The organism is Diaphorobacter sp. C33, from assembly GCF_030503915.1.
Taxonomy (GTDB): Bacteria; Pseudomonadota; Gammaproteobacteria; order Burkholderiales; family Burkholderiaceae_C; genus Diaphorobacter; species Diaphorobacter nitroreducens.
Genome location: NZ_CP129980.1, coordinates 461739 through 485405, shown reverse-complemented (window position 1 = coordinate 485405; position 23667 = coordinate 461739). Strand labels below are relative to the sequence as shown.

The following is a 23667-nucleotide window of genomic DNA, read 5'->3' as shown; positions in this document are numbered from 1 at the left end:
AATTTTCCGGGCTCCCACCCTTGCAATCATCTGCCTAACAAACTGGCTCGGCGGCCCGTAAAGTCGCCTGCGACAGGCCGATACCCAGCGCCCCGGATGGGCGCATCCAATTACATGACATTTGAAGAACTGAAGCTGGCGCCGGCCATTTTGCGGGCCGTGCAAGAACAAGGCTACGACAACCCGACCCCTATCCAGGCCCAGGCCATCCCGGCCGTCCTCGCTGGACACGACCTCCTCGCCGGCGCACAGACCGGCACTGGCAAGACCGCCGCGTTCACGCTGCCCATGCTGCACCGCCTGGCCGAAGGCCAAGCCCCACGCAGCCAGTTTGGCGGCAAGGGTGTGCGCGCCCTGGTGCTCACGCCCACGCGGGAGCTGGCAGCGCAGGTCGAAGAATCCGTGCGCGGCTACGGCAAATACCTGGATCTGAACTCCACCGTGATCTTCGGCGGCGTCGGTATGAACCCGCAGATCGAACGCATCAAGCGCGGCGTGGACGTGCTGGTGGCCACCCCTGGCCGCCTGCTGGACCTGCAGCAGCAAGGCTTCATGGACCTGTCCACCGTCGAGATCCTGGTGCTGGACGAAGCCGACCGCATGCTCGACATGGGCTTCATCCACGACGTGAAGAAGGTGCTGGCGCTGCTGCCCCAGTCCAAGCAAAGCCTGCTGTTCTCGGCCACGTTCAGCGACGACATCCGTGAACTGGCCAACTCACTGCTCAAGAACCCGCAGAGCATCCAGGTCACCCCGCGCAACACCACGGTGCAACGCATCAGCCAGGTGATCCACCCCGTGGGGCGTGGCAAGAAGAAGCAGGTGCTGCTGCACATCATCCAGGAACACGACTGGAGCCAGGTGCTGGTGTTCACGCGCACCAAGTTCGGCGCCAACAACGTGGCCGAGTACCTGACCAAGAACGGCGTTTCGGCCATGGCGCTGCATGGCAACAAGAGCCAGAGCGCCCGCACCCAGGCGTTGGAGGGCTTCAAGACGGGCCAGATCCGCGCCCTGGTGGCTACCGACATCGCGGCACGCGGCATCGACATCGACGACCTGCCGCACGTCGTGAACTACGAAATCCCCAACGTGCCCGAGGACTACGTGCACCGCATCGGCCGCACGGGCCGCGCCGGCCGCGAGGGCCATGCCGTGAGCCTCGTCTGCATGGACGAGGAAGGTTTCATGATGGAGATCGAGCGCTTCACCAAGCAAGAAATCCCTGTGCAGGTGATCGACGGCTTTGGCCCGGACGAGGGAGAGAAGGCCGAGCCCATCGCCATGGGTCGCCAGACCATCTGGGGCGGCGCGGGCAAGCCGCCCAGCCGCGAAGTCATGCAGGCAGCGGCCAAGGCGGCACGCCAGGAGATGATGGAGCGCATCCGCACCAACAAGGCGGCCACTGGCGGCCAGCGCGGTTCGCGCCAAGGCGGTGGCCAGGGCGAAGGCCAGCAGCGCGCCGGGGGCCAGAACGGCAGCGGGGGCCGCGGCGGCAACGTAGGCAATGCAGGCCGTCCTGCCGGTCCACGTGATCAGCAACGTCCGCAGAACACGGCCGGTGGCCGCCGCCGCGGCGGTCCCGCTGGTGCAGGCAATAGCGGCGGTAATGGCGGAAATCGCCGTTTCGACGACAGCCAGCCTCGCAGCGAGAACGCTCACCTGGGCACGCAGCTCGGCAACATTGGCATCGGCCCACGCCATGGCAGCGGCCGTGCCAGCCAGCCGGACCCCATGCGCACCAGCGTGGACAGCATGGCGGACCGCGGGCGTCGGGGCGGCTTCGGCCGTGGCAACGGCGGCGGCGGTGGTGGCCGCGGCCCACGCGGCGGCGGCTTCGGCCGCTGAGACCTTCACGACAACAGAAAGCCCGGCACAGCCGGGCTTTTTTCCATGGCCCCTGAGCCGACCACCCCGCCGCACGCGCAGGACATCAAAGCTGCCGGGTAACATCCGCCCCAGCACCACTTCCGCCACGCCCACCATGACGCCGAAGAATCTGCTCTCCCACACTTACGCGCTGCCAATCGCCGCAATCGCTGCACGGCACCGCGCTACCGCGCTGCTGGGCGCATTCCTGCTGTCCGCCTGCTCCAGCACGCCCCTGCCTCCGTGGCCCGCGCAGTCCTCCCCCCCCGCGCCCACTGGTCCGCAAACGTCCCGCGCCGTACCGCCGCCGCTGGGAACAGTGCAGCGTGGCGAAGTCGTGCCCAGCCCGGTCACGGTAACGCCCGTCGCTCCGGCCACCGAGCCGGCCTCCACCGCGCTCCCCTACAGCGCGGCTGTCGCGGCACGCTTTCCCGCGCCTTCCGTGCGGTACGAAACGCCGGGGCTCGCCGAGGGGCGCCAGGCTTTCACCACCAACGCCGAACTCACCCAATGGCTGCGTAATCTGGCCACGGCGCAGCGCGGCACGACCCGTGTGCAAATGCTCGACCTGGGGGTATCGCAGCGCGGCACACCCTTGCACGGCCTGGTGCTGACCCGCGCGGCTGGCACCGACGTGGCCGCGCTGGACGCCAGCCGCCGCCCCACGGTGCTGCTGCTTGGGCAGCAACATGGCGACGAACCCGCCGGCAGCGAGGCATTGCTCGTACTGGCGCGCGAACTGGCACAGGGTCTGCTGGAGCCCATGCTGGAGCGCATCAACGTGATCGTCGTTCCCCGCGCGAATCCCGACGGAGCCGAGGCCGGCACGCGAGCCACGTCCAACGGCATCGACATGAACCGGGACCACCTGCTTTTGCAGACTCCGGAGGCCCAGGCACTCGCCAAACTGGTGCGCAACTATCGCCCGATCGCCATTTTCGATGCGCATGAATACACCGTCACCGGACGGTTCCTCGAGAAATTCCATGCCATCCAACGCTACGACGTGCTGCTGCAGCACGCAACGACGGCCAACCTGCCGGAATTCATGACCAAGGCAGCTCTGGAATGGTTCCACCACCCCATGATCAGGGCCCTGGAAGCGGAAGGCCTGAGCCAGGAGTGGTACTACACCACCTCGACCCGCGCCGAAGACCTTCGCCTGTCCATGGGAGGGACGCAACCCGATACCGGCCGCAACGTGAATGGTCTGAAGAACGCCGTCAGCATGCTCGTGGAAACGCGCGGCGTGGGCATTGGCCGCACCCACATCCAGCGGCGCGTGCACTCGCAGGTGACGGCCCTCACCAGTGCACTGCGCAGCACCGTGGACCGCGCCGCCGACTTGGAGCAGGTGCGCTCCTATGAAGCGCGGGACATTGCCTCCCAGGCATGCCGCGGCGAGATCGTGGTGGAAGCCACGCAAACCCCCGGCCAGCGCGACCTGGTCATGCTGGACCCCCAGACCGGCGCAGACCGGACCCTGCGCGTGGATTGGAATTCCTCGCTGCAACTCAAGCCGGTCAAAAAACGCCACCGCCCCTGCGGCTATTGGTTGGCAAGCGGCGCAACGGATGCAGTGGAGCGCCTGAAGCTGCTGGGCATCCAGGTGATGCACGTCGCCGAGGCGGGCTCCGTACTGGCGGACATCTATGAGGAAACCAGCCGGGAGAGCTCCGAGCGGGAGGACGTGCGCGGAGCCATCCCTGGCGCCCGCCCGATCATCCGCGCCACCGTGACCCCCATGCGCAGCGCCATCGACGTGCCGGGAGGCAGCTATTACGTGTCTCTCAACCAGCCCTTGGCCAATCTGGCCGTGGCAGCGCTGGAGCCCGATACGCAGAACAGCTATTTCGCCAACCATGTCATCGGCCAGCTCGGCGATGTGGCACGGGTCATGGCACCTCCATCGCTGGTGTTTGAGGAGATGGACTGAAGAGCACGCCAGACTGCGACCACTCTTTAAATGATAGCTGCTTGCGCTTGCTGGATAAGCGCTAAAGGCATATTTGGCATCATACACAGCACCCGCACGGCGTCTTCTATTTCATGGGCTGCAGAGGCTGGTGCGGAAGCGCTCCGGGCGCCTGTATGATCCTGCACTCCGAGCGCGCACATCACCGCGCGCACCGCATACCTGCATCATCTGCCCGTAGCTCAACCGGATAGAGCAATTGCCTTCTAAGCAATAGGTCGGGGGTTCGAGTCCCTCCGGGCAGGCCACCTCACTTCGGCTGTGCCTCGGCATCCTGCGAAGACATCTTTCTGCGGCCGAGGTGCCACTGTCGGGCGGAAATGCGGGACGCCGTCCGACACTCTACAGCGCGTTGCGCGCTCTATGGTCTTGCTACCCCCTCACAGGAGAAGACCATGCTCAAGCGCCTCTTTGATCCCGCTGCCATGTATGCCCACCGTCTCGAGACCAGCCTGAATGAGGCGCGAATGGCGGCATTCGAACACGAAAACGCTGCCGAACACCATACTGCACTGGCACGGATGTACCGGCAGCGCATTGCACGGCTGGAAGCCGAGCTGGCTCCCGCAACTGCGGGCATACCTTCGCGGTTGATCCTCGACCCGGCGGGGCCCATTCCACGTGTGACCCCGCTCAAGAAGCCTCGGGAGCCGCACCAACGCATGCCAGCTTATCTGCCTCAAGGGGCGGGAGGATAGTGTGCGGTGCGACTGTGCAGAGCAACCTTTGGTACCCCGCCCCCTTCCCAGGACTCACGCCATGACGCCCCAGGACCCGACAGAACACCCGCTGCACACTGTGCCAGACGACTTACCGCGCCCGCCCGGTGATTTGCCACCGGCCCCACCACCGGTCTCGCCACCGCGGCAGCCCAACGAGGAAATACCAGCCAACTTGCCGGGTTAAACCACCTGCAGGCTCCACTAGCTTGGTTCTTGCATAGGGTCACCGGGTAGTTCGATGGGCGGCGTATTGTCGGGCGGATCAATGGGAATAGGTCGCGGCGGCACCTCGCCGGGATTCGGCGGGACGGGCGGGACCGGTTGAGGGGCGGGGGTTGCTGGCATGGGGCATCCTTTGTGCTGTTTGTAGTGCCTTTGCACTTGGCACTCCCGTCGGACAAAACCGTATGCAGGCGAACGGCTTCCGGCACGATCAGTCTGCTGTTCGGGAGTGCCTCTTCAGTCAGGCCACCGGTCACACCAACCTTGTTGAATGCAAAAGGCCCCCGCAGCTTGCGCTGCGGGGGCCTTTGTTATTTGGGGTGGCTGATGGGACTCGAACCCACGACGACAGGAATCACAATCCTGGACTCTACCAACTGAGCTACAGCCACCGTAGCCTTGAATTATAGCCTGATAAATCTACCCTCTGAGGTAACCGGCTTAGTTTTGTAGCTCTGCCTGGGCCACCGGTCGGGGGGCCTTGATCTGGACCTTGAAACGCTGCTTGAGCAAATCGTAATACGCTAGCGCCTCAGCAGACGCCCACGATTGCAAGTATTGCTCTCGCTCCATACGCGCACGAGCGTCGTCCACCCCGTCCCGGGGAACGACGCGGTTGATTTTCACCACGGCATAGCCCTGCGCACCAAGGTCCACACCTGTCCAGGCCGGGAGTTGGTCCACATTGGCACGCAAGGCGGCATCCACCACGGAACGAGGCTGATCCTGCAGCCGGTCCCGCGACACCGTCAACGCAGCAGTCAACCCGGAGGCTGCATCCGGCGCAGCCTTCCAAGCGGTCAGTTTGGCTTGGCCTTCCTGCCGCGCAAGTTCAGCGGACTTCTCGGCGATATAGATCGCGCGCACCTGGTCGCGCGCCTTGTCAAGCGGCAGCGTCATGGCGGGCTGGTATGCCGTAACGCGGCCGGCTGCCAGCACACTTGTACCGATCTCGATAGCCTCGGTATTGCGCTTGTTCTGCAGCGAGTCCGACTGGAACAGCGCCTCCAGGAAGCGTGCGTTGGCAAGCGGCCCCGCGCCGCCGGCAGCCGGAGTACGGGTAACCCCGTCGGCCGTCTGAATCTTGAGCTTGAGCTTGTCGGCGACGGGTTGCAGGCTGTCCGCCTGTTCATACACACCATTGGCAAACGCCTCGGCCACTTCTGCGAACTTGCGTTGAGCCTGCTGCTGCTTGAGTTCTGCCTCGAGCGAGGGGCGCAGCTCCTCGAAACTGGGCTGGCGCGGAGTCTTGATATCGGAAAGCAGGATGATGTGGAAGCCGAAGTCGGTTTCCACTACGTCGCTGATCTCCCCCTTCTTCATGGAAAAAACGGCGTCTTCAAAGGGTTTGACCATGGCTCCCCGGCCAAAAAAACCGAGGTCACCGCCGGACGGTGCTGAGCCCGGGTCCTGCGACTCCTTTTTGGCAATCTCCGCGAAGCTGCCCGGCGCCTTGCGTACCTGCGCGAGCAGTTCCTCCGCCTTGGCCTTGGCCTGGGTGCGCGCATCCGCAGGGGCGTCCTTGCTGGCGTTGATCAGTATGTGACTTGCGCGGCGCTCCTCCTTGCCCGCGAGGCGATTCAGGTTTTCCTTGTAATAGGTGCGCAGGTCATCTTCGCTGAGCGTGACCCCCGCTTTCACGGCATCAAGGTCAAGCACCACATACTCCACTGACGCTTGTTCAGCCTGCTGGAATTTCGCAGGATGGGCGGTGTAATAGGCCTCCAGGTCGGCATCCGTCACCACGACCTTGGACACAAACGCCGAAGCATTGAAACGGGCGATCTGGATTTCACGGCGCTGAAATAGTGCATCCAGTGCCAAACGTGCTTCCGTCGGGCCGCTGAACGCCGAACCCATGACACCGCCCATGACCTGGTTGACCGACAAGTCCTGGCGGATGCGTGCTTCAAGCCCCTCAGGGGTTAGTCCCTGCGCACCAGCCAGGGCGCGATAGGCTTCGGCATCCAGCGTGCCGTCAGCTCGTTTCAACGCCGCTATCTGCGGAATGCTCTGCAGCTCGCGTGCTAACCGCGCATCGCTGGTCAGCATGTGCATGTCCTGCGCCGCGACTTGCAGCACGCGGTCACGCACCAGCCGCTCCAACGTGGCATAGCGTGCCTGCGGTGAATCCAGCAGCTTGGCATCGATACCTGGCGACTGAGCGCGGATTCGATCGCTCTCCATACGGTGAGCGTTGTCCCAGTCGGCTTGGGTGATGTCCTTGCCATCGACCCGCGCTACCACCGGGCTTCCTCCGCTGAAATAGTTGCTGTCGATACCCACGAGGATGAACGACGGGATGATCAGCAAGAACAACAAGAACATGACGATCTTGGAGTGCTTGCGGATGGATTCGAACATGGTCAATCTTTCAACAGCTGCAAAAGAAAAGGCGAACTTGCGTTCGCCTTTGAATGGGGTGGTGGGTGCTAACGGGGTCGAACCGCTGACCTACGCCTTGTAAGGGCGCCGCTCTACCAACTGAGCTAAGCACCCCCCATATTTCACAATCAGTTCAAAGCATCTTTCAGTGCTTTGCCTGGACGGAACTTTGGAACTTTAGCAGCCTTGATTTTAATCGTAGCGCCCGTGCGGGGATTACGACCAGTGCGCGCAGCGCGCTTGCCGACGGCGAATGTGCCGAAACCGACGAGCGACACCGTGCCGCCCTTCTTGAGAGTCTTCTTAACCGCTTCGATCGTGGACTCCAGTGCGCGCGCAGCTGCAGCCTTGGAGATATCAGCGTTGTTGGCGATGTGCTCAATCAATTCGGTTTTATTCACAAGAAGCCTCTCGGGAAAAGAGTGGATGAATGTCTTTATGCAAATCTGGCCTCCGCGCCCCCTGCAACGGAAGCGGTCCGAAAGGCAGAGGCGGAGGGAACTGAAGCAGCGTCAGAAATTGCTGTGTCAGATTAAAGCCATCGCACTGTAGGGTGTCAATAAGACGTACCGCGTGGGCGACAGCATGGGAGCGAATTCTAGTCGTATTTGATCCCCGTCCCGGATTCGAGCACCGCTTTTGTTTCGACCTTGCGCGCTAGGCGCATTCCGTATTGACAAGCACTTTCTCCCTGCGGTGCCGAGTTGCCGCCACCAGCCTTCTCCATGTGGGCGCGGATTGCATTGCTATGTCATATATAGCAATGAACCCCTTTGGCACAAGGCTTTCCCAGCAGTAGCAAGAAACTTAACGGACTCTCGCACGAATTTCTGGCAGTGCTTTTTGCAGGTAATAAACCATGGACCACACCGTCAGCACTGCGGCGACCCAGATCAGCCAGGTACCCCACACACCCGTGTCAATGACGCCAAACAACTGCCCGTCATACAACAGGAAAGGAATGGCAATCATCTGCACCGTGGTCTTGAGCTTGCCGATCATGTGCACGGCCACACTCTTGCTCGCCCCGATCTGCGCCATCCATTCCCGCAAGGCACTGATAGCGATTTCGCGGCCGATGATGATGAGTGCCACGAACACATCGGCACGTTGCATATGCACGAGTACCAATAGCGACGCACATACCAAGAACTTGTCAGCCACGGGATCCAGAAACGCCCCGAACGCGGAGGTCTGGTTGAGCTTGCGTGCAAGAAACCCATCGAGCCAATCGGTGGCCGCAAAAACGATGAACATCACCGTGGCGATGAGGTTGCGCATCGCAGGGTCCAGCGGCGCATAGAACACTCCCACGATCAAGGGTATCGCGACAATGCGCGTCCAAGTCATGATGGTGGGAATAGTGAAAAACATGGGTGCCAATTGTGGCACGCGCGGCAATGCCCTGGGCCGTCAACCGGGTCAGCGCAGCGCGCGATAGATCTCTTCAGCCAAGTCGTGAGATATGCCCTCGACCATGGCGAGGTCGTCCACGCTGGCATCTGCCACGCCGCGCACGCCCCCAAAGCGCTGAAGCAGCCTTGCCCGTTTTTTAGGCCCCACACCGGGTATATCTTCCAATCGGCTGCCGCCTACGCGTACTTTTGCACGAGCGGCGCGCATTCCGGTGATAGCGAAGCGGTGGGCCTCGTCACGGATCTGCGCCACGAGCATCAGCGCAGCCGAGTCTCGCCCCAGATAGACTTTGTCGCGTCCATCCGCAAAGACCAGTTCTTCCAGCCCCACCTTGCGGCCCTCCCCCTTTTCGACACCAACGATGCGTGAGATATCCAGGCCCAGTTCCTGGAACACATCGCGCGCCATGCTTACTTGCCCCTTGCCACCGTCCACCAGCACCAGGTCCGGCAAGCGCGGGGCATTTGTCACCTCCGCTCCCCCTGCCTCACGCTGTGCTTCGGCAACCTTGCTGTAGCGACGCATGAGTACCTGACGCATAGCTGCATAGTCATCGCCCGGGGTAATGCCCTCGATTTTGAAACGGCGGTACTCGCCACTTTGCATTTTGTGGTGATGAAAAACCACGCAAGAAGCCTGGGTCGCCTCCCCTGCAGTGTGCGAAATGTCGAAACACTCGATGGTGAGGTCATCCAAGCTCTCTGCCTCCAGATCCAGCGCTTCCGCCAGGGCACGCGTGCGCGCCCGCTGGGAACCCTCCTCCGCCAGCAACCGTGCCAACTGGATCTGTGCGTTCTGCTCCGCCATTTCCAGCCAGATTCGCCGTTGTTCACGCGGCTGGTGGACGACTGTCGCTCGCACCCCCGTCTGCTGTGCCAGCACCCAAAGCAATGCGGGGTCGACTAGCTCGCTCGTAATCAGTGTCGGTGGCAAGGGTACCCCAAGGTAGTGCTGCGCAATGAACGCAGCAAGGATCTGCGCCGGCACCGACTGCTCGAGTCCGCTAGCCTCCTCTACCATTAGGTTATCCGGGGCATCCTCGCGCGTTTCCAGTTGGAAGACACCTGTCGCTTCCTCTACGTGAACCGGAAAGTAAGGCCTGTCGCCAAGGTGCCGGCCACCGCGCACCATCGCCAGGTTGACGCAGGCACGGCCGCCAGCCACTTTAACGGCGAGTATGTCCACGTCCTTGTCCGATGCCGTCTCCACCGCTTGTTGGTGCAACACACGTGCGAGTGCCGTGATCTGGTTGCGGACCTCGGCCGCCTGTTCAAACTCCAGCTTCTCGGCGTACGCGAGCATGCGTTCTTCCAGCGTTTGAAGCAGTTCCTGGGTTTCACCCAGCAGCATCGACTCCGCACTGCGGACATCTGCGGCATAGGCCGTTGGGGAAATCAAACCCACACACGGAGCGGAGCAGCGTTTGATCTGGTACAGCAAGCAGGGACGCGTGCGATTCGCAAACACCGTGTCTTCACAAGTACGCAACCGAAAAACCTTCTGCAGTAGCTGAATGCTTTCTTTGACGGCCCATGCGCCAGGGTAAGGACCGAAGTATCGGTGACGTTTATCCACTGCCCCGCGGTAATACGCCATGCGCGGGTAGCACTGACCCGGAGCATCCCCCGTACCGTCCTTTGCCGAGACACCGGTGATCTTGAGATAAGGGTAGCTCTTGTCGTCCCGAAAAAGAATGTTGTACTTCGGGCCCAGGGACTTGATGAGATTATTTTCCAGCAGAAGCGCTTCGGCCTCGGAGCGCACCACCGTCGTTTCCAGCCGCGCAATTCTGCCCACCATATGGCCAATGCGCGTGCCTCCGTGCTGCTTGCTGAAGTAGCTGCTGACCCGCTTTTTCAGGTTGCGCGCCTTGCCGACATATAGCAAGACATTCTGTGCATCGAAGTAGCGGTACACCCCGGGCAAAGGTGGCAGCGCCGCCACCTGTGCCAGAAGCTCATCCGAATAGGTTGTGGTCATGACGCTATTGTGGGCACGCGTCGAAAGCCTCTTCTATACCGTGCGAGGGGAGCACTGCAACTCACGCCATGGTGCTCGACACAGAGATTTGTCGAGCACGTTAGTGAAGGTGACGCGGCCGGCGTCCGCCGCCATGCCCGCTGCCACCCGGACCTCGTGGCGGTTTACCAATTTCAAGCGAACTCACCAGCGCATCAAAACGTTGAGAGAAGAGCTTGTCAATCTCTGAGACAACGCCACCGAGCTCCGAGCCGTCGAAGTGCCGCTCCATCAGATTGACCACATCTTGCACAAGAAGGTCACGTTGTACTTGCATGATGGCGGCGGGAGTGGGCCCCACAAACAGCATCACGAAATCATCACGCGCCTCTTCCTCCTCGGGTGCCTCATCCTCATCGAACTCGGCATCGTAGAACGTTACCTCGATGGCTGCGCCCTGCTCGGCCAATTCATTAAGACTCATGCACATTTCATCCAGAGACTGGCGGAAGTCTTCGTCGCCACGCACCGTCCAGCACATCTGCAGGATGTGTTCCTTGGCATCGAACTGTATGCCCGGCTCCTCCTCATAGGCGCTCGAAGCCCCATCCGCGAGAGAACGCGCTCCAGCGTACTTCCACAATGGCTTGAGAGCTTCCTGTAGCTGACTGAAGTCCACATCAGCACGCAATTGCACTTGACCATGGACGTGGATTTCAAAGGGAGCGTTGTAATGTGACATAGCGAATCCAGATGGTGCCCCGAGCCGGGGTCGAACCGGCACGCCCCTTCTCAGGAAGCGGCGGATTTTAAGTCCGCAGTGTCTACCAATTTCACCATCGGGGCGCCGGTCGGTATGCAAGCCATGAAGACAGAGTAGCGGGGCCGGCATTGTTGCGCAACACCACAGACGAACCGACTTCTTGCGCCAGCACTTCGACCAATAAAAAAGGGAAGCCGTAGCTTCCCTTTCAAATTTTGGAGCGGGAAATCGGTCTCGAACCGACGACCTCAACCTTGGCAAGGTTGCGCTCTACCAACTGAGCTATTCCCGCATTTTCCGCCACCAACTGGCACCGGAAAGACTCTGATTGTAGCATCAATTTTCCACCATTAGGCTTCCAATTGACCCTTTGAAGAAGCTTGCGCCTCCTCTACATACCACCATCTGGAGGCGCGGCCCGGAGTCGAACCGGGCTAAACGGATTTGCAATCCGGTGCATAACCGCTTTGCTACCGCGCCAGGTCTTGCGCCTTGATGAAAAGCGGAAGCATTGCCTCCTCTTTTCCTGGATATGGAGCGGGAAATCGGTCTCGAACCGACGACCTCAACCTTGGCAAGGTTGCGCTCTACCAACTGAGCTATTCCCGCATTTACCTAAGCCTCACACTGTAGCATGTTTAGCGTCGATAAGTGAAATTATAGAGTACTTTTCGCGTGCTCCAAGAATAGTGCAAAGTTTTTTCCATCAATGTTTCACGGAGCCCCGTGACACATCGGCGGATGCAGGCACCGCCACGGTTTGGGCGCCGTCGTCGTCTGCCAATGCAACAGGCTTGCGCTCGAGTGCTATCTCCAGCACCTTGTCGATCCACTTCACGGCGATGATCTCCAGACCACTCTTGACGTTGTCTGGAATTTCCTGGAGGTCTTTTACGTTTTCTTCAGGAATCAACACCGTCTTGATCCCTCCCCGCAAAGCCGCCAAAAGTTTCTCCTTGAGCCCACCAATTGCTGTGACCTCTCCGCGCAATGTGATCTCCCCCGTCATCGCAACATCTGCGCGGACCGGTATTCCGGTCAGCGCAGAAACGATCGCCGTCGTCATCGCAATGCCGGCGCTAGGACCATCTTTAGGGGTCGCACCATCGGGCACGTGGATATGAAGATCTCGCTTCTCGAACGCCTCATCGCGAATACCAAGTAAGCGCGCACGGCTACGTACTACTGTGCGGGCCGCTTCGACCGACTCCTTCATGACATCGCCCAGCGATCCTGTGCGAAGGATGTTGCCTTTGCCGGGCATGGTCGCGACCTCGATCGTGAGCAGATCCCCGCCGACTTCGGTCCATGCCAGGCCAACCACTTGTCCCACTTGGTTCTGCTGTTCCGCGCGACCGTAGGTGTACTTGCGCACTCCCAAGTATTCAGGCAAGTTGTCCGCCGACACCTCCACGGGAGCAGTCAGCTTCTTGAGCTGGATTGCCTTGACCACTTTTCGGCAGATTTTGGAGAGTTCGCGCTCTAGGGAACGGACGCCCGCTTCACGCGTGTAGTAGCGCACGATGTCTCGTACGGCGGATTCCGTGACCTGCAACTCGGCATCTTTCACGCCGTTGTTTTGCATCTGCTTGGGGAGCAAATATTTGATGGCAATGTTGGTTTTTTCGTCCTCGGTATATCCGGAAAGACGTATCACCTCCATGCGATCAAGTAGCGCCGGCGGGATGTTCATCGAGTTCGAAGTCGCGACAAACATGACATCGGAAAGGTCGAAGTCGACCTCCACATAGTGGTCGCCGAACTTGTGGTTCTGCTCAGGATCGAGGACTTCCAATAACGCGCTCGAGGGGTCACCTCGAAAGTCCATGCCTAGTTTGTCAATTTCATCGAGCAGGAACAACGGATTGCGCGCCCCCACCTTGCCCAGGCTCTGCAACACCTTGCCTGGCATCGCCCCAATGTAGGTACGACGGTGGCCCCTGATCTCTGCTTCGTCACGCATCCCCCCCAGCGCCATACGCACGTACTTGCGCCCCGTTGCCTTTGCAATGGACTGCCCGAGCGAAGTCTTGCCCACACCCGGTGGGCCGACCAAGCACAGGATGGGCGCCTTCACCTTGTCCACCCGCTGCTGCACGGCGAGATATTCCAGGATTCGGTCTTTCACCTTTTCCAGGCCATAGTGGTCCTCGTTTAACACAGCCTCTGCATGGGCAAGATCGTGCTTGACCTTGGACTTCTTGCTCCAGGGCAGTCCCGTGAGCACATCAATGTAGTTGCGAACCACAGTGGCTTCGGCAGACATAGGAGACATGAGCTTGAGCTTTTTCAGCTCACCTTCCGCCTTCTTGCGCGCTTCGACCGGCATGCGCGCGGCCTTGATCTTTTTCTCGATCTCCTCGAGATCCGCGCCTTCTTCGCCTTCGCCCAGTTCCTTCTGGATCGCCTTGACCTGTTCGTTGAGATAGAAGTCCCGCTGGTTTTTCTCCATCTGGCGCTTCACGCGACCGCGAATGCGCTTATCCACATTGAGGATATCCACTTCGCGGTCCAACTGCTCGAACAGATTCTCCAGACGCTGCTTGACGCCTGCCAAGTCGAGAACAACCTGCTTGTTCTCCAGCTTGAGCGGCAAGTGCGCGGCAATGGTGTCAGCCAGCCGCCCCGGATCGTCGATGGCCGAAATGGAAGTCAGAATCTCAGGGGGAATCTTCTTGTTCAGTTTGACGTACTGATCAAACTGCTGCATTACCGCCCGGCGCAGCGCTTCAATTTCACTCGAAGAGGCCTCCTCGGCGGATGCCTGCATGGGCTCAACCGTCGCCGTGAAGTGAACGTCCGATTCATGCACCATGCGAACGTGGGCGCGCTGCTGCCCCTCCACCAGCACCTTCACCGTGCCATCGGGAAGCTTCAGCATCTGCAGGATGGTGGATATGCAACCGACTTCGAACATATCCGAAACCTGCGGTTCATCCTTGGCGGCTGCTTTTTGCGCAACCAGCATGATTCGTCGATCGGCATCCATGGCGGCTTCCAGCGCCTTGATGCTCTTGGGACGCCCCACAAACAGGGGAATCACCATGTGAGGAAAGACCACCACATCGCGCAAAGGCAACAGTGGTAGATCCAGGGGCTTATCGGGCAGGGGTGTGTGTCCGGACATGGGGCAATCCTCTAGTAGTTCCATGGAATATGGTCCATGGACCACATTTTTCAACCCGGCAGCATCTGCACCCAGGTGTTAGCAACATGGCTCGCCGGGCGCATCACTAACGCGCGCGACTCCCGGCGACACACGGCTTTCAGGCGGTCTTGGCGGCCTCGCGATAAACCAGCAAAGGGGCCTTGTTCTCTTCGATGGTGGCCTCGTCCACCACCACCTTTTCCACGTTGGAGACGTTGGGCAAGTCAAACATGGTGCCAATCAACGCTTGCTCAAGAATGGAGCGCAAGCCGCGGGCACCCGTCTTGCGTGCGATGGCTTTTCGCGCGATGGACTTCAACGCAGCGGGACGAATTTCCAGCTCAACGCCTTCCATCGCCAGCAACTTGCTGTACTGCTTGACCAAGGCGTTTTTGGGCTCGGTGAGGATTTGCACCAGCGCGTCCTCGCTCAGTTCGGCCAGGGCTGTGACCACGGGCATGCGACCCACCAACTCTGGAATCAGGCCGAATTTGATGAGGTCCTCAGGCTCGATATCCTGAAACACCTCGGTCAAAGAACGCTGCTTCTTGCTACGCACTGCCGCGCCAAAGCCAATACCGGAAGCTTCAGTACGGTTCTCAATGACCTTTTCCAGCCCAGCAAACGCACCACCACAAATGAACAGAATGTTGGTGGTATCGATCTGCAGAAAATCCTGATTGGGATGCTTGCGTCCACCTTGTGGAGGCACGCTCGCCATGGTCCCCTCGATGAGCTTGAGCAGCGCTTGCTGCACACCTTCACCTGAGACATCCCGCGTAATACTGGGGTTGTCGGATTTGCGCGAAATTTTGTCGATTTCGTCGATGTAAACAATGCCCCGCTGGGCACGTTCCACATCGTAGTTGCAGCTTTGCAGGAGTTTCTGGACGATGTTCTCCACGTCCTCTCCAACATAGCCGGCTTCCGTCAGCGTGGTGGCGTCAGCCATCACGAAAGGCACATCGAGCTGCCGCGCCAAGGTCTGCGCCAGCAACGTCTTGCCCGACCCCGTAGGGCCGATCAACAGGATGTTGCTCTTGGACAGCTCTACCTCGTCCTTACCGGCCTTGTCCTTGTGGCGCAGGCGCTTGTAGTGGTTGTACACGGCGACGGCCAGCGTACGTTTGGCCTTTTCCTGGCCAATGACGTAATGATCGAGGTTGGTCTTGATTTCCGCAGGCGTAGGCAGATCTCCACGGCCTTCGCGTCCGGCATCGCCGGTGGGCAGCTCATCACGGATGATCTCGTTGCACAGGTCAATGCACTCGTCGCAGATAAAGACCGACGGACCGGCGATCAGCTTCTTTACTTCGTGCTGGCTTTTACCGCAGAAAGAGCAGTAAAGGGTTTTTTCGCTGGAGGAGCCTTTTTTCTCGGCCATGGGGGCAATGCCTTATGACTGGGGATGTTGTCAAGATGATAACGAAATAAAAACGGCGTTTCCCGCAGGGGGAAACGCCGCGCGCGCCGGCCCAAACTCAGGGGCGCTTGGCAATGACCTGGTCCACGATGCCGTAATCCTTGGCTTCGTCCGCGGTCATGAAATAGTCCCGCTCGGTATCCGCCTTCACCTTCTCGATGGGCTGTCCCGTGCGCTCCGCCAGGATGCGGTTCATCTGATCCTTGGTACGCAGAATGTCGCGGGCGTGGATCTCGATATCCGTCGCCTGTCCGCGGGCACCGCCCAGCACTTGGTGGATCATGATTTTGGAGTTGGGCAGCGAATAGCGCTTGCCCTTGGCGCCTGCAGCCAGCAGGAAAGCCCCCATGCTCGCCGCAAAGCCGCAGCACAGCGTGGACACATCCGGCTTGATGAACTGCATGGTGTCATAGATGGCCATGCCCGCCGTCACGCTGCCCCCTGGGGAGTTGATGTAGAACGAAATATCCTTGTCCGGGTTCTCGCTCTCAAGGAACAGCAGCTGCGCAACGACCAGGTTGGCAGTCTGGTCATTGACCTCACCCACCAGGAAGATCACGCGCTCCTTCAACAGGCGCGAATAAATGTCGTAGGACCGCTCGCCGCGGCCGGACTGCTCAATGACCATGGGGATCATGCCCAGGGCTTGCGTTTCCAATGCGCTCATACGTTTCTCCAGTCAGGCGGATACTGTACCCAGAAATGAATTGGGGCTTGTGCCGCAAAGCACAAGCCCCGCCGGGTTTCGTCCTCACCCCTGGGTCAAAGCCCGGGGCAAGGGCCAGCTACTCAGGCCTGGCCCATCAGTTCATCGAAGGACACGGCCTTGTCGTTCACCTTGGCCTGGCCCAGCACGAAGTCGGTCACATTGTTCTCGATGACCACGGCTTCCACCTCAGCCAGGCGATTGCGGTCGCTGAAGTACCAGCGCACCACGTCCTCAGGCTTCTCGTAGCTGGCAGCCAGCTCGTCCACGTGGGCCTTCAGCTGCTCCGGCTTGGCCTGCAGGTTATTGGCACGCACGAGTTCGGCGACCACCAGGCCCAGGCGCACGCGGCGCTCGGCCTGAGGGCGGAACACGTCCTCGGGGATTTCTGCCTTGTCGGCGTCCTTGATGCCGCGCTGCTTGAGGTCGGCGCGTGCAGCCTCCAGCAGGCGGGCAATTTCAGCCTGCACGCTGGCGTTGGGCAGATCCAGTTCCGCTTTGGACACCAGAGCGTCCATCACGGCTTGCTTGTTGCGGGCCAGCAGGCGGAATTTGACTTCGCGCTCCAGGTTCTTCTTGATGTCGGCGCGCAAGCCTTCCACCGTGCCGTCGGCAATGCCGAGCGACTTGGCCAGTTGCTCATTCACTTCGGGCAGGTGGGCCGCTTCGATCTTCTTGACCGTGACCATGAAGTCGGCCGTCTTGCCAGCCACGTCCTTGCCGTGGTAGTCCTCGGGGAAGGCCAGGGGGAAGGTCTTGCTCTCGCCCGACTTCATGCCGCGCACTGCGTCTTCGAATTCCTTGAGCATCTGGCCTTCGCCCACTAGGAACTGGAAGTCCTCGGCCTTGCCGCCCTGGAAGGGCTCGCCGTCGATCTTGCCCTCGAAATCCACCGTCACGCGATCGCCGTCTTCAGCAGCAGCGGCCAGGGCACGCTGCGCGAAGGTACGGCGCTGCTTGCGCAGGATGTCCACGGTCTTGTCGATGGCGCTGTCGGTCACTTCGGCGGAGAGCTTCTCGACTTCCGCGGTGGACAGATCGCCGATCTTGACCTCGGGGAACACCTCGAACACGGCGTCGAAAGTCACTTCGCCTTCAGGCGCGCCGTCCTTCTCCGTGATGCGCGGCTGGCCTGCCACGCGCAGGTTGGCTTCATTGGCGGCCTGTGCAAACGCCTCGCCCACCTTGTCGTTCAGCACTTCGTATTGCACCGAATAGCCGTAACGCTGAGCCACTACGCTCATAGGGACCTTGCCGGGACGGAAACCATCCATCTTCACCGTACGGGCCAGGCGCTTGAGGCGCGCGTCCACTTCGGTCTGGATCGTGGTCAGGGGCAAGCTCAGCGTGATCTTGCGCTCAAGCTTTTCAAGGGTTTCAACAGTTACGGCCATGGTTGTTCCTAGTGTCTGGATGTGGACCGTGCCGACTTGCAGTGCAAGCCTGCACCACGTTCCGCCAAAGTCTCACGTTGGTGCGCGGGGGGGGACTCGAACCCCCACACCATTGCTGGCGTCAGGACCTAAACCTGGTGCGTCTACCAATTTCGCCACCCGCGCAGTTCTGAAAGCCACCCGGATGGCAGGCACAGCAGGCCACCCCGGTGAAATAGGTCAAACGGCAGATTTTACCCTGTTGCGGCCCGCCTTTAAATGGAATCGTTTATCGGCGCTCCGGGATCGGGCCGCCGCACACGAAACCACGCGGCGTACATCGCGGGCAGTGCCAGCAGCGTGAGCACCGTGGCTACGACCAGTCCACCCATGATGGCCACGGCCATAGGCCCCCAGAACACGCTGCGCGACAGCGGGATCATGGCGAGCACCGCCGCCGCCGCCGTCAGCACGATGGGCCGCAGGCGCCACACGGCCGCCGCCACGATCGCGTCCCACGCCGGCACGCCGGCCGCACGGTTGAGCTCGATCTGGTCGATCAGGATCACCGAATTGCGCTGGATCATGCCCATGAGAGCGATAACCCCCAACAGCGCCACAAAGCCGAAGGGCCGGTTCAGTAGCAGCAGCGCCGCCGCCACTCCCGCAATCCCCAACGGGCCGGTGAGGAACACCAGCACGGAGCGGCTGAAGCTGTGCAGCTGCAGCATCAGCAGCGTGAACACGATGAACAGCATGACGGGCACGCCCGCCACGATGGAGGCCGAGCCCTTGCTGCTCTCTTCCACCGCACCCGCGACCTCGATGCGCACGCCGTTCTCACCGGCCGCCTGCCAGCGGGCCTCCAGCGCGCGCAGCTCGGGCAGCAGTTGCGCCGTGACGGTGGCGCCCTGCAGCCCCTCCACCAGGTCGCCCTGCACGGTGATGGCGTAGTTGCGGTTCCAACGCCACATCACCCCCGGCTCCCAGGTAAACACGGGCCTGGCGATCTGCGTGAGCGGAATGGAGCGGCCCGAAGCCGTGGGCAGGTAGGCGTTGCCGATGTCGGAGATCGCCTCGCGCTCGTCCTGCGCCTGGCGCAGCACGATCTCAATGAGCTTGTCGCCCTCGCGGTACTGCCCCACCGTGGAGCCGCTGAACATGATGCGCGAAGCCTGGGCGATGGACTGGCTGGTCACTCCCAGCGCGCGCGCCTTGTCCTGGTCCACCTCCAGGCGAACCACCTTGACCGACTCGTTCCAGTTGTCGTTCACGCCGATCAGGTTGGCGTTGCCGCGCATCAGCGCCTTCACCTCGTCGGCGCGCTCGCGCAGCACGGCCGGGTCGCTGCCCACCACGCGGAACTGCACCGGGTAGGGCACGGGCGGGCCGTTGGGCAGCAGCTTCACGCGGCCGCGTGCCTCGGGGACCTCCTCGGCCAACAACCGGGGCAGGCGCAGGCGCAGCGACTCGCGCTCGGGCAGGCTCTTGGCCAGCACGATGAACTGCGATACGTTGGGCTGGGGGAACACCTGGTCCAGCGGCAGGTAAAAACGCGGGGTGCCCGAACCCACCCACGCGGCCACGCTGGCCACGCCTTCCTGCTCCATCAGCCGCTGCTCTACACGGCGCACCACGGCTTCGTTGGCTGCGAAGGAGGTGCCCTCGGGGAACCACAGGTCCACCATGATTTCCGGCCGGCTGGAGTCGGGAAAGAACTGCTGCTGCACGCGCCCCATGCCCACCAGCCCCAGCGCAAAGATGCCAATGGTGGCACCGATGGTGATCCACCGGTGCGCCACGCACCAGTCCACCGTGTGCCGGAAGCGGTGGTAGAACGGCGTGTCGAACACCTCGGGCGGCGGCGCGTCGGGCGCATGCGGCTTCACCTTCAGCAGCAGCGTGCCCAGGTAGGGCACGAAATAGACCGACACGATCCACGACAGCACCAGCGAAATCACTGTCACCGCGAAGATCGCGAAGGTGTATTCGCCCGTGACCGATTTGGCGATGCCGATGGGCAAGAAACCCGCGGCCGTGATGAGCGTGCCGGTGAGCATGGGCTTGGCCGTCACGTCATACGCAAACGTGGCCGCGCGCACCTTGTCGTAGCCCTCCTCCATCTTGCGCACCATCATCTCCACGGCAATGATGGCGTCGTCCACCAGCAGCCCCAGCGCGATGATGAGCGACCCCAGCGACACCTTGTGCAGCCCTATTCCCAAATAGTGCATGGCCAGGAAGGTCACGGCCAGCACCAGCGGGATGGTGATCGCCACCACCAGCCCCGGCCGGTAGTCCACGTGCCAGCCAAAGCGGCCACCCTTGTGCAGCCCCAGCGAGATGAAGCTCACGGCCAGCACGATCACCACGGCTTCGATCAGCACCTTGATGAACTCGCCCACCGAATCGGCCACGGCCGCCGGCTGATCCTGCACCTGGTGCAATTGCACGCCGGCCGGCAGCCGCGCCTGGATGTCGGCCGCTGCAGCGCGCAGCGCCTTGCCCAGCCGGATGATGTCGCCACCCTTGGCCATGGAGATGCCCAGGCCGATGACCTCGTGCCCCTGGAAGCGCACCTTCACCCCCGGCGGATCGACATAGCCCCTTCGCACCTCGGCGATGTCGCCCAGGCGCAGCTGGGCTCCAGAGCCGCCGCGGATCGGCATGTCACGCAGCTGCTCCACGCTGGTGAACTGCCCGCCCACGCGCACCTGCACCACGTCCTGCGGCGACTGGATCGCGCCCGCGCTCTCCACCGCATTCTGCGCACCCAGCTGCTGCAACACCGCGTTGAAGTCCAGCCCCAGCTGCGCCAGACGCTTTTGCGAGACCTCGACCCAGACGCGCTCGTCCTGCACACCGAACTGCTCGACCTTGGCCACGTCCCTCACGCGCAGCAACTGCTGGCGCACGTCGTCGGCGAAGTCCTTCAGCTCGGCATAGCTGAAGCCCTCACCCTGCAGGGCGTAGATCACGCCGTACACGTCGCCGAACTCGTCGTTGAAGAACGGCCCCTGGATATTGCCCGGCAGCTGGTAGCGCATGTCACCCACCTTCTTGCGCACCTGGTACCAGATGTTGGCCACCTCCGCCGGCTTGGACGAGTCCTTGAGCTCGAAGATGATCTGCGACTCGCCCGGCTTGCTGTAGCTGCGGATCTTGTCGGCGTAGGGCACCTCCTGCAGGGTGCGCTCGATCTTGTCCGTCACCTGCTCGGCCACCTGCTGCGCCGTGGCGCCGGGCCAGTAGGTGCGCACCACCATGGCGCGGAAGGTGAAGGGCGGGTCTTCGTCCTGCCCCAGCTGAAAGTACGCGGCGATGCCCAGCACCATCAGCACCACCATCAGGTAGCGCGTGAGCGCGGCATGTTCCAGCGCCCAGCGCGACAGGTTAAAGCCCTGCTTGGGCTGCGTCTGCTGCATGGGGCGGCTCCTCAGCGAGCGGCAGCGGAGGCCGCTGGCGCTTCATTATTAATAGCTGGTAGCGCTTGTCCTTCGGGCGTTGGAGCCGTTTTTGGCTTGTAAACCGTCACCACCTGTCCCGGGGCCAGCACATGCACGCCCGTGGCCACCACCTGCATGCCGGGGGTGAGGCCGGCGGCGATCACGGCCTCGTTGCCGTCGGCCGTGGCGATCTGCACCGGCTGCAGGCGCACGGTGCCGTTGGCACTGCCGTCCTTGGCCTCATAGACCCACACCACCGTCTGGCCGCCCTCCTGGCGCAGGGCGCTGGTGGGCAGCTTGATCGCCTGCACACCGCCCCGCGCCAGCACCTGCGGCGCCACATACACGGTGGCGCCCAGCGGCGGCACGTCCGCGCCCTCCACCGCCACTTTCACGAGGAAGGTGCGCGTCACCGGATCGGCGCTGGCCGCCACCTCGCGCACCCGGCCCTGCAGCAGCGCGTCGCCCGACCAGGCGCGCACCTGCACGGCCTGCCCTGCGCGCAACTGGCCCACCTTGTCCTCCGGCACCGAGAACACCGCGTCGCGCGGGCCGTCGCGAGCAATGCGCACCACCGGCGTGCCCGCAGACACCACCTGGCCGGGCTCGGCGTCAACCGACGTCACCACCCCCGGCGCATCCGCCACCAGGCGCGTGTACTCGGTCTGGTTGCCCTGGGAAGCGAGCTGCGCGCGCGCCTGGTCCAGCGAAGCCTGCGCGGCCTTCAGCTGAGCTTGGCGGCGGTCCAGCTCCGCCCCGCTGATGAAGTTCTGCGCGCGCAGCTTGGAAAAGCGCTCCAAATCCGCCGCGGCCAAATCACGCTGCGTGGTGGCGGACGCCACCTGGGCGCGCGCGGCCTGCGCAGCCAGCTCATAGTCGCGCGGATCCAGTTGCGCCAACACCTGGCCGGCCTGCACGCGCTGGCCCAGCTCGGCCTGGCGCTGCACGATCTTGCCGGCCACGCGAAAACCCAGGCGCGATTCCACGCGCGCGCGCACCTCGCCCGCGTATTCCAGGTGCATCTGCAGGGGCGCCACGCCGACGGTGAGCAGTTTCACCGCGCGCACCGGCTCTGGCGCCGGCTCGCGGCGCGAACATCCCGCCAGCACCAAGGCAGCCACGGCCAGCACCAGTGCAGCACCCGCCACGCCGCCACGCGGCGGCCACAAAAAAACCCCGCGGCGGGGTTGCAATGAAGACGGGCCCGGCAGGCCCGCGGCGCGCTGTGCGACAGGGTGGGTCATGGAAACATCCGGTATGCCAAATTACTGACTGACTGGTTAGTAATCTATGAGAGGCCGGTCGCTCTTGTCAAGCACGACAATGGCCGCGTGAAGCATCCCGAGTCCCCCGCCCCCCTGCGCGATCCGCGCACCGCGCCCGCCGAGGCGCCGCCGGTCACGCACTACGAGAACTTTCCCGTGGCTTCGCTGCTGTGCCCGCCACGGCTGCGTCCGCCGATCGCCGCGATCTACGCGTTTGCGCGCACGGCCGACGACATTGCCGACGAGGGCACGGCCTGCGCCGCCGAGCGTCTGGCCGACCTGCGTGCCTACCGCGCCGAGCTTCAATCCGTGGCGGCCGGGCACCCCCCCCAGACGCGCTGGGCCGCCGTGTTTGGGCCGCTGCAGGCGGTGTTGCGCAGCCACCAGCTGCCCGTGCCGCTGCTGGACGACCTGCTGGACGCCTTCATGCAGGACGTCACCCTGACCGAGGCCGGCGCCACCTACGCCGACCGCGCCGCGCTGCTGGACTACTGCCGCCGCTCGGCCAATCCCGTGGGGCGCCTGTTGCTGCACCTGTACGGCGTGCACGGGCAGGACGCACTGCGCGAGAGCGACGCCATCTGCAGCGCGCTGCAGCTCATCAACTTCTGGCAGGACCTGAGCGTGGACCTGCCCCGCGGGCGCCATTACCTCACCGATGCCGACTGCGCCGCCCATGGCGTGGCGCGCGCGGACCTCGCGGCGCAGCGCCGCTCCGCCGCCAGCGACCGGCTGGTGCTGGACTGCGCGGACTGGGCCCGCGCTCTCATGCTCGAAGGCAGCCCCCTGGTACATCGGCTGCCCGGCCGTGTGGGGTGGGAGCTGCGCCTGGTCGTGCAGGGCGGTCTGCGCATTCTGGACAAGGTGCAGGCGCTGGATGGCGCCAGCCTGCTCGCGCGACCGCGGCTGGGCACGCTCGACTGGCCCCGCATGCTGGCGCGCGCCGCGCGCATGTAAGGGCCGCCCCACCCGCTGCAGCAGCGCGAGCGCGCGGG

Annotated in this window: 15 protein-coding genes and 8 tRNA genes; 5 read left to right on the top strand and 18 right to left on the bottom strand. The window is 62.5% G+C overall.

What is annotated here, in order from left to right; genetic code table 11:
• The first annotated feature begins 114 nt into the window (after nucleotides 1-114).
• The 4 genes from QY917_RS02335 (at nucleotide 115) to QY917_RS02320 (ending at nucleotide 4542) form a co-directional block, all read left to right on the top strand.
• Entirely contained in the window at nucleotides 115-1848 is a 1734-nt protein-coding gene (locus QY917_RS02335) for a DEAD/DEAH box helicase (RefSeq protein WP_123676558.1), read from the top strand.
• 136 nt (nucleotides 1849-1984) lie between these two features.
• On the top strand, nucleotides 1985-3805 hold the full coding sequence (locus QY917_RS02330; RefSeq protein WP_123676559.1) for a M14 family zinc carboxypeptidase: 1821 nt from the start codon (nucleotides 1985-1987) through the stop codon (nucleotides 3803-3805).
• 210 nt (nucleotides 3806-4015) lie between these two features.
• Nucleotides 4016-4092, top strand: a tRNA-Arg gene (locus tag QY917_RS02325).
• Between the two features lie 147 nt (nucleotides 4093-4239).
• Entirely contained in the window at nucleotides 4240-4542 is a 303-nt protein-coding gene (locus QY917_RS02320; protein WP_084002075.1) for a hypothetical protein, read from the top strand.
• Nucleotides 4543-5104: 562 nt separating this feature from the next.
• Here QY917_RS02320 and QY917_RS02315 read toward each other — a convergent pair.
• The 18 genes from QY917_RS02315 to QY917_RS02230 form a co-directional block, all read right to left on the bottom strand.
• Nucleotides 5105-5180, bottom strand: a tRNA-His gene (locus QY917_RS02315).
• 49 nt (nucleotides 5181-5229) lie between these two features.
• Nucleotides 5230-7152, bottom strand: coding sequence for a SurA N-terminal domain-containing protein (locus QY917_RS02310; protein ID WP_123676560.1), 1923 nt, complete (start codon nucleotides 7150-7152; stop codon nucleotides 5230-5232).
• 59 nt (nucleotides 7153-7211) lie between these two features.
• A tRNA-Val gene (locus QY917_RS02305) sits at nucleotides 7212-7287 on the bottom strand.
• 14 nt (nucleotides 7288-7301) lie between these two features.
• Entirely contained in the window at nucleotides 7302-7574 is a 273-nt protein-coding gene (locus tag QY917_RS02300; protein WP_011805814.1) for an HU family DNA-binding protein, read from the bottom strand.
• 406 nt (nucleotides 7575-7980) lie between these two features.
• Nucleotides 7981-8547, bottom strand: a complete 567-nt coding sequence (pgsA, locus tag QY917_RS02295) for a CDP-diacylglycerol--glycerol-3-phosphate 3-phosphatidyltransferase (protein WP_015912838.1) — start codon at nucleotides 8545-8547, stop codon at nucleotides 7981-7983.
• Nucleotides 8548-8595: 48 nt separating this feature from the next.
• On the bottom strand, nucleotides 8596-10569 hold the full coding sequence (uvrC, locus tag QY917_RS02290; protein ID WP_123676561.1) for an excinuclease ABC subunit UvrC: 1974 nt from the start codon (nucleotides 10567-10569) through the stop codon (nucleotides 8596-8598).
• A 100-nt stretch (nucleotides 10570-10669) separates the two neighbouring features.
• Entirely contained in the window at nucleotides 10670-11290 is a 621-nt protein-coding gene (locus QY917_RS02285) for a DUF6806 family protein (protein ID WP_123676562.1), read from the bottom strand.
• A 12-nt stretch (nucleotides 11291-11302) separates the two neighbouring features.
• Nucleotides 11303-11394 (bottom strand) — tRNA-Leu (locus QY917_RS02280).
• A gap of 133 nt (nucleotides 11395-11527) precedes the next feature.
• A tRNA-Gly gene (locus QY917_RS02275) sits at nucleotides 11528-11603 on the bottom strand.
• Nucleotides 11604-11717: 114 nt separating this feature from the next.
• Nucleotides 11718-11791: transfer RNA gene (locus QY917_RS02270), tRNA-Cys, on the bottom strand.
• A gap of 53 nt (nucleotides 11792-11844) precedes the next feature.
• Nucleotides 11845-11920, bottom strand: a tRNA-Gly gene (locus tag QY917_RS02265).
• Nucleotides 11921-12017: 97 nt separating this feature from the next.
• The gene (gene lon / locus QY917_RS02260; protein WP_123676563.1) at nucleotides 12018-14438 is read right to left on the bottom strand and encodes an endopeptidase La; all 2421 of its coding nucleotides are present in this window, start codon (nucleotides 14436-14438) and stop codon (nucleotides 12018-12020) included.
• 139 nt (nucleotides 14439-14577) lie between these two features.
• Nucleotides 14578-15843 carry an ATP-dependent Clp protease ATP-binding subunit ClpX gene (gene clpX / locus QY917_RS02255; protein WP_011804642.1) on the bottom strand — a complete coding sequence of 422 codons (1266 nt, stop codon included), beginning with the start codon at nucleotides 15841-15843 and terminating at the stop codon, nucleotides 14578-14580.
• A 97-nt stretch (nucleotides 15844-15940) separates the two neighbouring features.
• On the bottom strand, nucleotides 15941-16549 hold the full coding sequence (gene clpP, locus QY917_RS02250; protein ID WP_015912823.1) for an ATP-dependent Clp endopeptidase proteolytic subunit ClpP: 609 nt from the start codon (nucleotides 16547-16549) through the stop codon (nucleotides 15941-15943).
• Between the two features lie 122 nt (nucleotides 16550-16671).
• Nucleotides 16672-17982, bottom strand: a complete 1311-nt coding sequence (gene tig, locus QY917_RS02245; protein WP_011804640.1) for a trigger factor — start codon at nucleotides 17980-17982, stop codon at nucleotides 16672-16674.
• 78 nt (nucleotides 17983-18060) lie between these two features.
• Nucleotides 18061-18147, bottom strand: a tRNA-Leu gene (locus QY917_RS02240).
• A gap of 89 nt (nucleotides 18148-18236) precedes the next feature.
• The gene (locus QY917_RS02235; RefSeq protein ID WP_123676564.1) at nucleotides 18237-21386 is read right to left on the bottom strand and encodes an efflux RND transporter permease subunit; all 3150 of its coding nucleotides are present in this window, start codon (nucleotides 21384-21386) and stop codon (nucleotides 18237-18239) included.
• A gap of 11 nt (nucleotides 21387-21397) precedes the next feature.
• The gene (locus QY917_RS02230) at nucleotides 21398-22651 is read right to left on the bottom strand and encodes an efflux RND transporter periplasmic adaptor subunit (protein ID WP_123676565.1); all 1254 of its coding nucleotides are present in this window, start codon (nucleotides 22649-22651) and stop codon (nucleotides 21398-21400) included.
• 87 nt (nucleotides 22652-22738) lie between these two features.
• Here QY917_RS02230 and hpnC point away from each other — a divergent pair, with 87 nt between their 5' ends.
• Complete coding sequence (gene hpnC / locus QY917_RS02225) at nucleotides 22739-23629, top strand: squalene synthase HpnC (protein WP_123676566.1); 891 nt, start codon at nucleotides 22739-22741, stop codon at nucleotides 23627-23629.
• The last annotated feature ends 38 nt before the right edge of the window (nucleotides 23630-23667 follow it).

Bases quoted from the DNA above. Each gene is read 5' to 3' on its own strand.
- clpX (WP_011804642.1), bottom strand. From the start codon at position 15,843: ATGGCCGAGAAAAAAGGCTCCTCCAGCGAAAAAACCCTTTACTGCTCT.
- QY917_RS02335 (WP_123676558.1), top strand. From the start codon at position 115: ATGACATTTGAAGAACTGAAGCTGGCGCCGGCCATTTTGCGGGCCGTG.
- pgsA (WP_015912838.1), bottom strand. From the start codon at position 8,547: ATGTTTTTCACTATTCCCACCATCATGACTTGGACGCGCATTGTCGCG.
- clpP (WP_015912823.1), bottom strand. From the start codon at position 16,549: ATGAGCGCATTGGAAACGCAAGCCCTGGGCATGATCCCCATGGTCATT.
- QY917_RS02230 (WP_123676565.1), bottom strand. From the start codon at position 22,651: ATGACCCACCCTGTCGCACAGCGCGCCGCGGGCCTGCCGGGCCCGTCT.
- QY917_RS02330 (WP_123676559.1), top strand. From the start codon at position 1,985: ATGACGCCGAAGAATCTGCTCTCCCACACTTACGCGCTGCCAATCGCC.
- QY917_RS02285 (WP_123676562.1), bottom strand. From the start codon at position 11,290: ATGTCACATTACAACGCTCCCTTTGAAATCCACGTCCATGGTCAAGTG.
- QY917_RS02310 (WP_123676560.1), bottom strand. From the start codon at position 7,152: ATGTTCGAATCCATCCGCAAGCACTCCAAGATCGTCATGTTCTTGTTG.
- uvrC (WP_123676561.1), bottom strand. From the start codon at position 10,569: ATGACCACAACCTATTCGGATGAGCTTCTGGCACAGGTGGCGGCGCTG.
- QY917_RS02320 (WP_084002075.1), top strand. From the start codon at position 4,240: ATGCTCAAGCGCCTCTTTGATCCCGCTGCCATGTATGCCCACCGTCTC.
- tig (WP_011804640.1), bottom strand. From the start codon at position 17,982: ATGGCCGTAACTGTTGAAACCCTTGAAAAGCTTGAGCGCAAGATCACG.
- QY917_RS02235 (WP_123676564.1), bottom strand. From the start codon at position 21,386: ATGCAGCAGACGCAGCCCAAGCAGGGCTTTAACCTGTCGCGCTGGGCG.
- lon (WP_123676563.1), bottom strand. From the start codon at position 14,438: ATGTCCGGACACACACCCCTGCCCGATAAGCCCCTGGATCTACCACTG.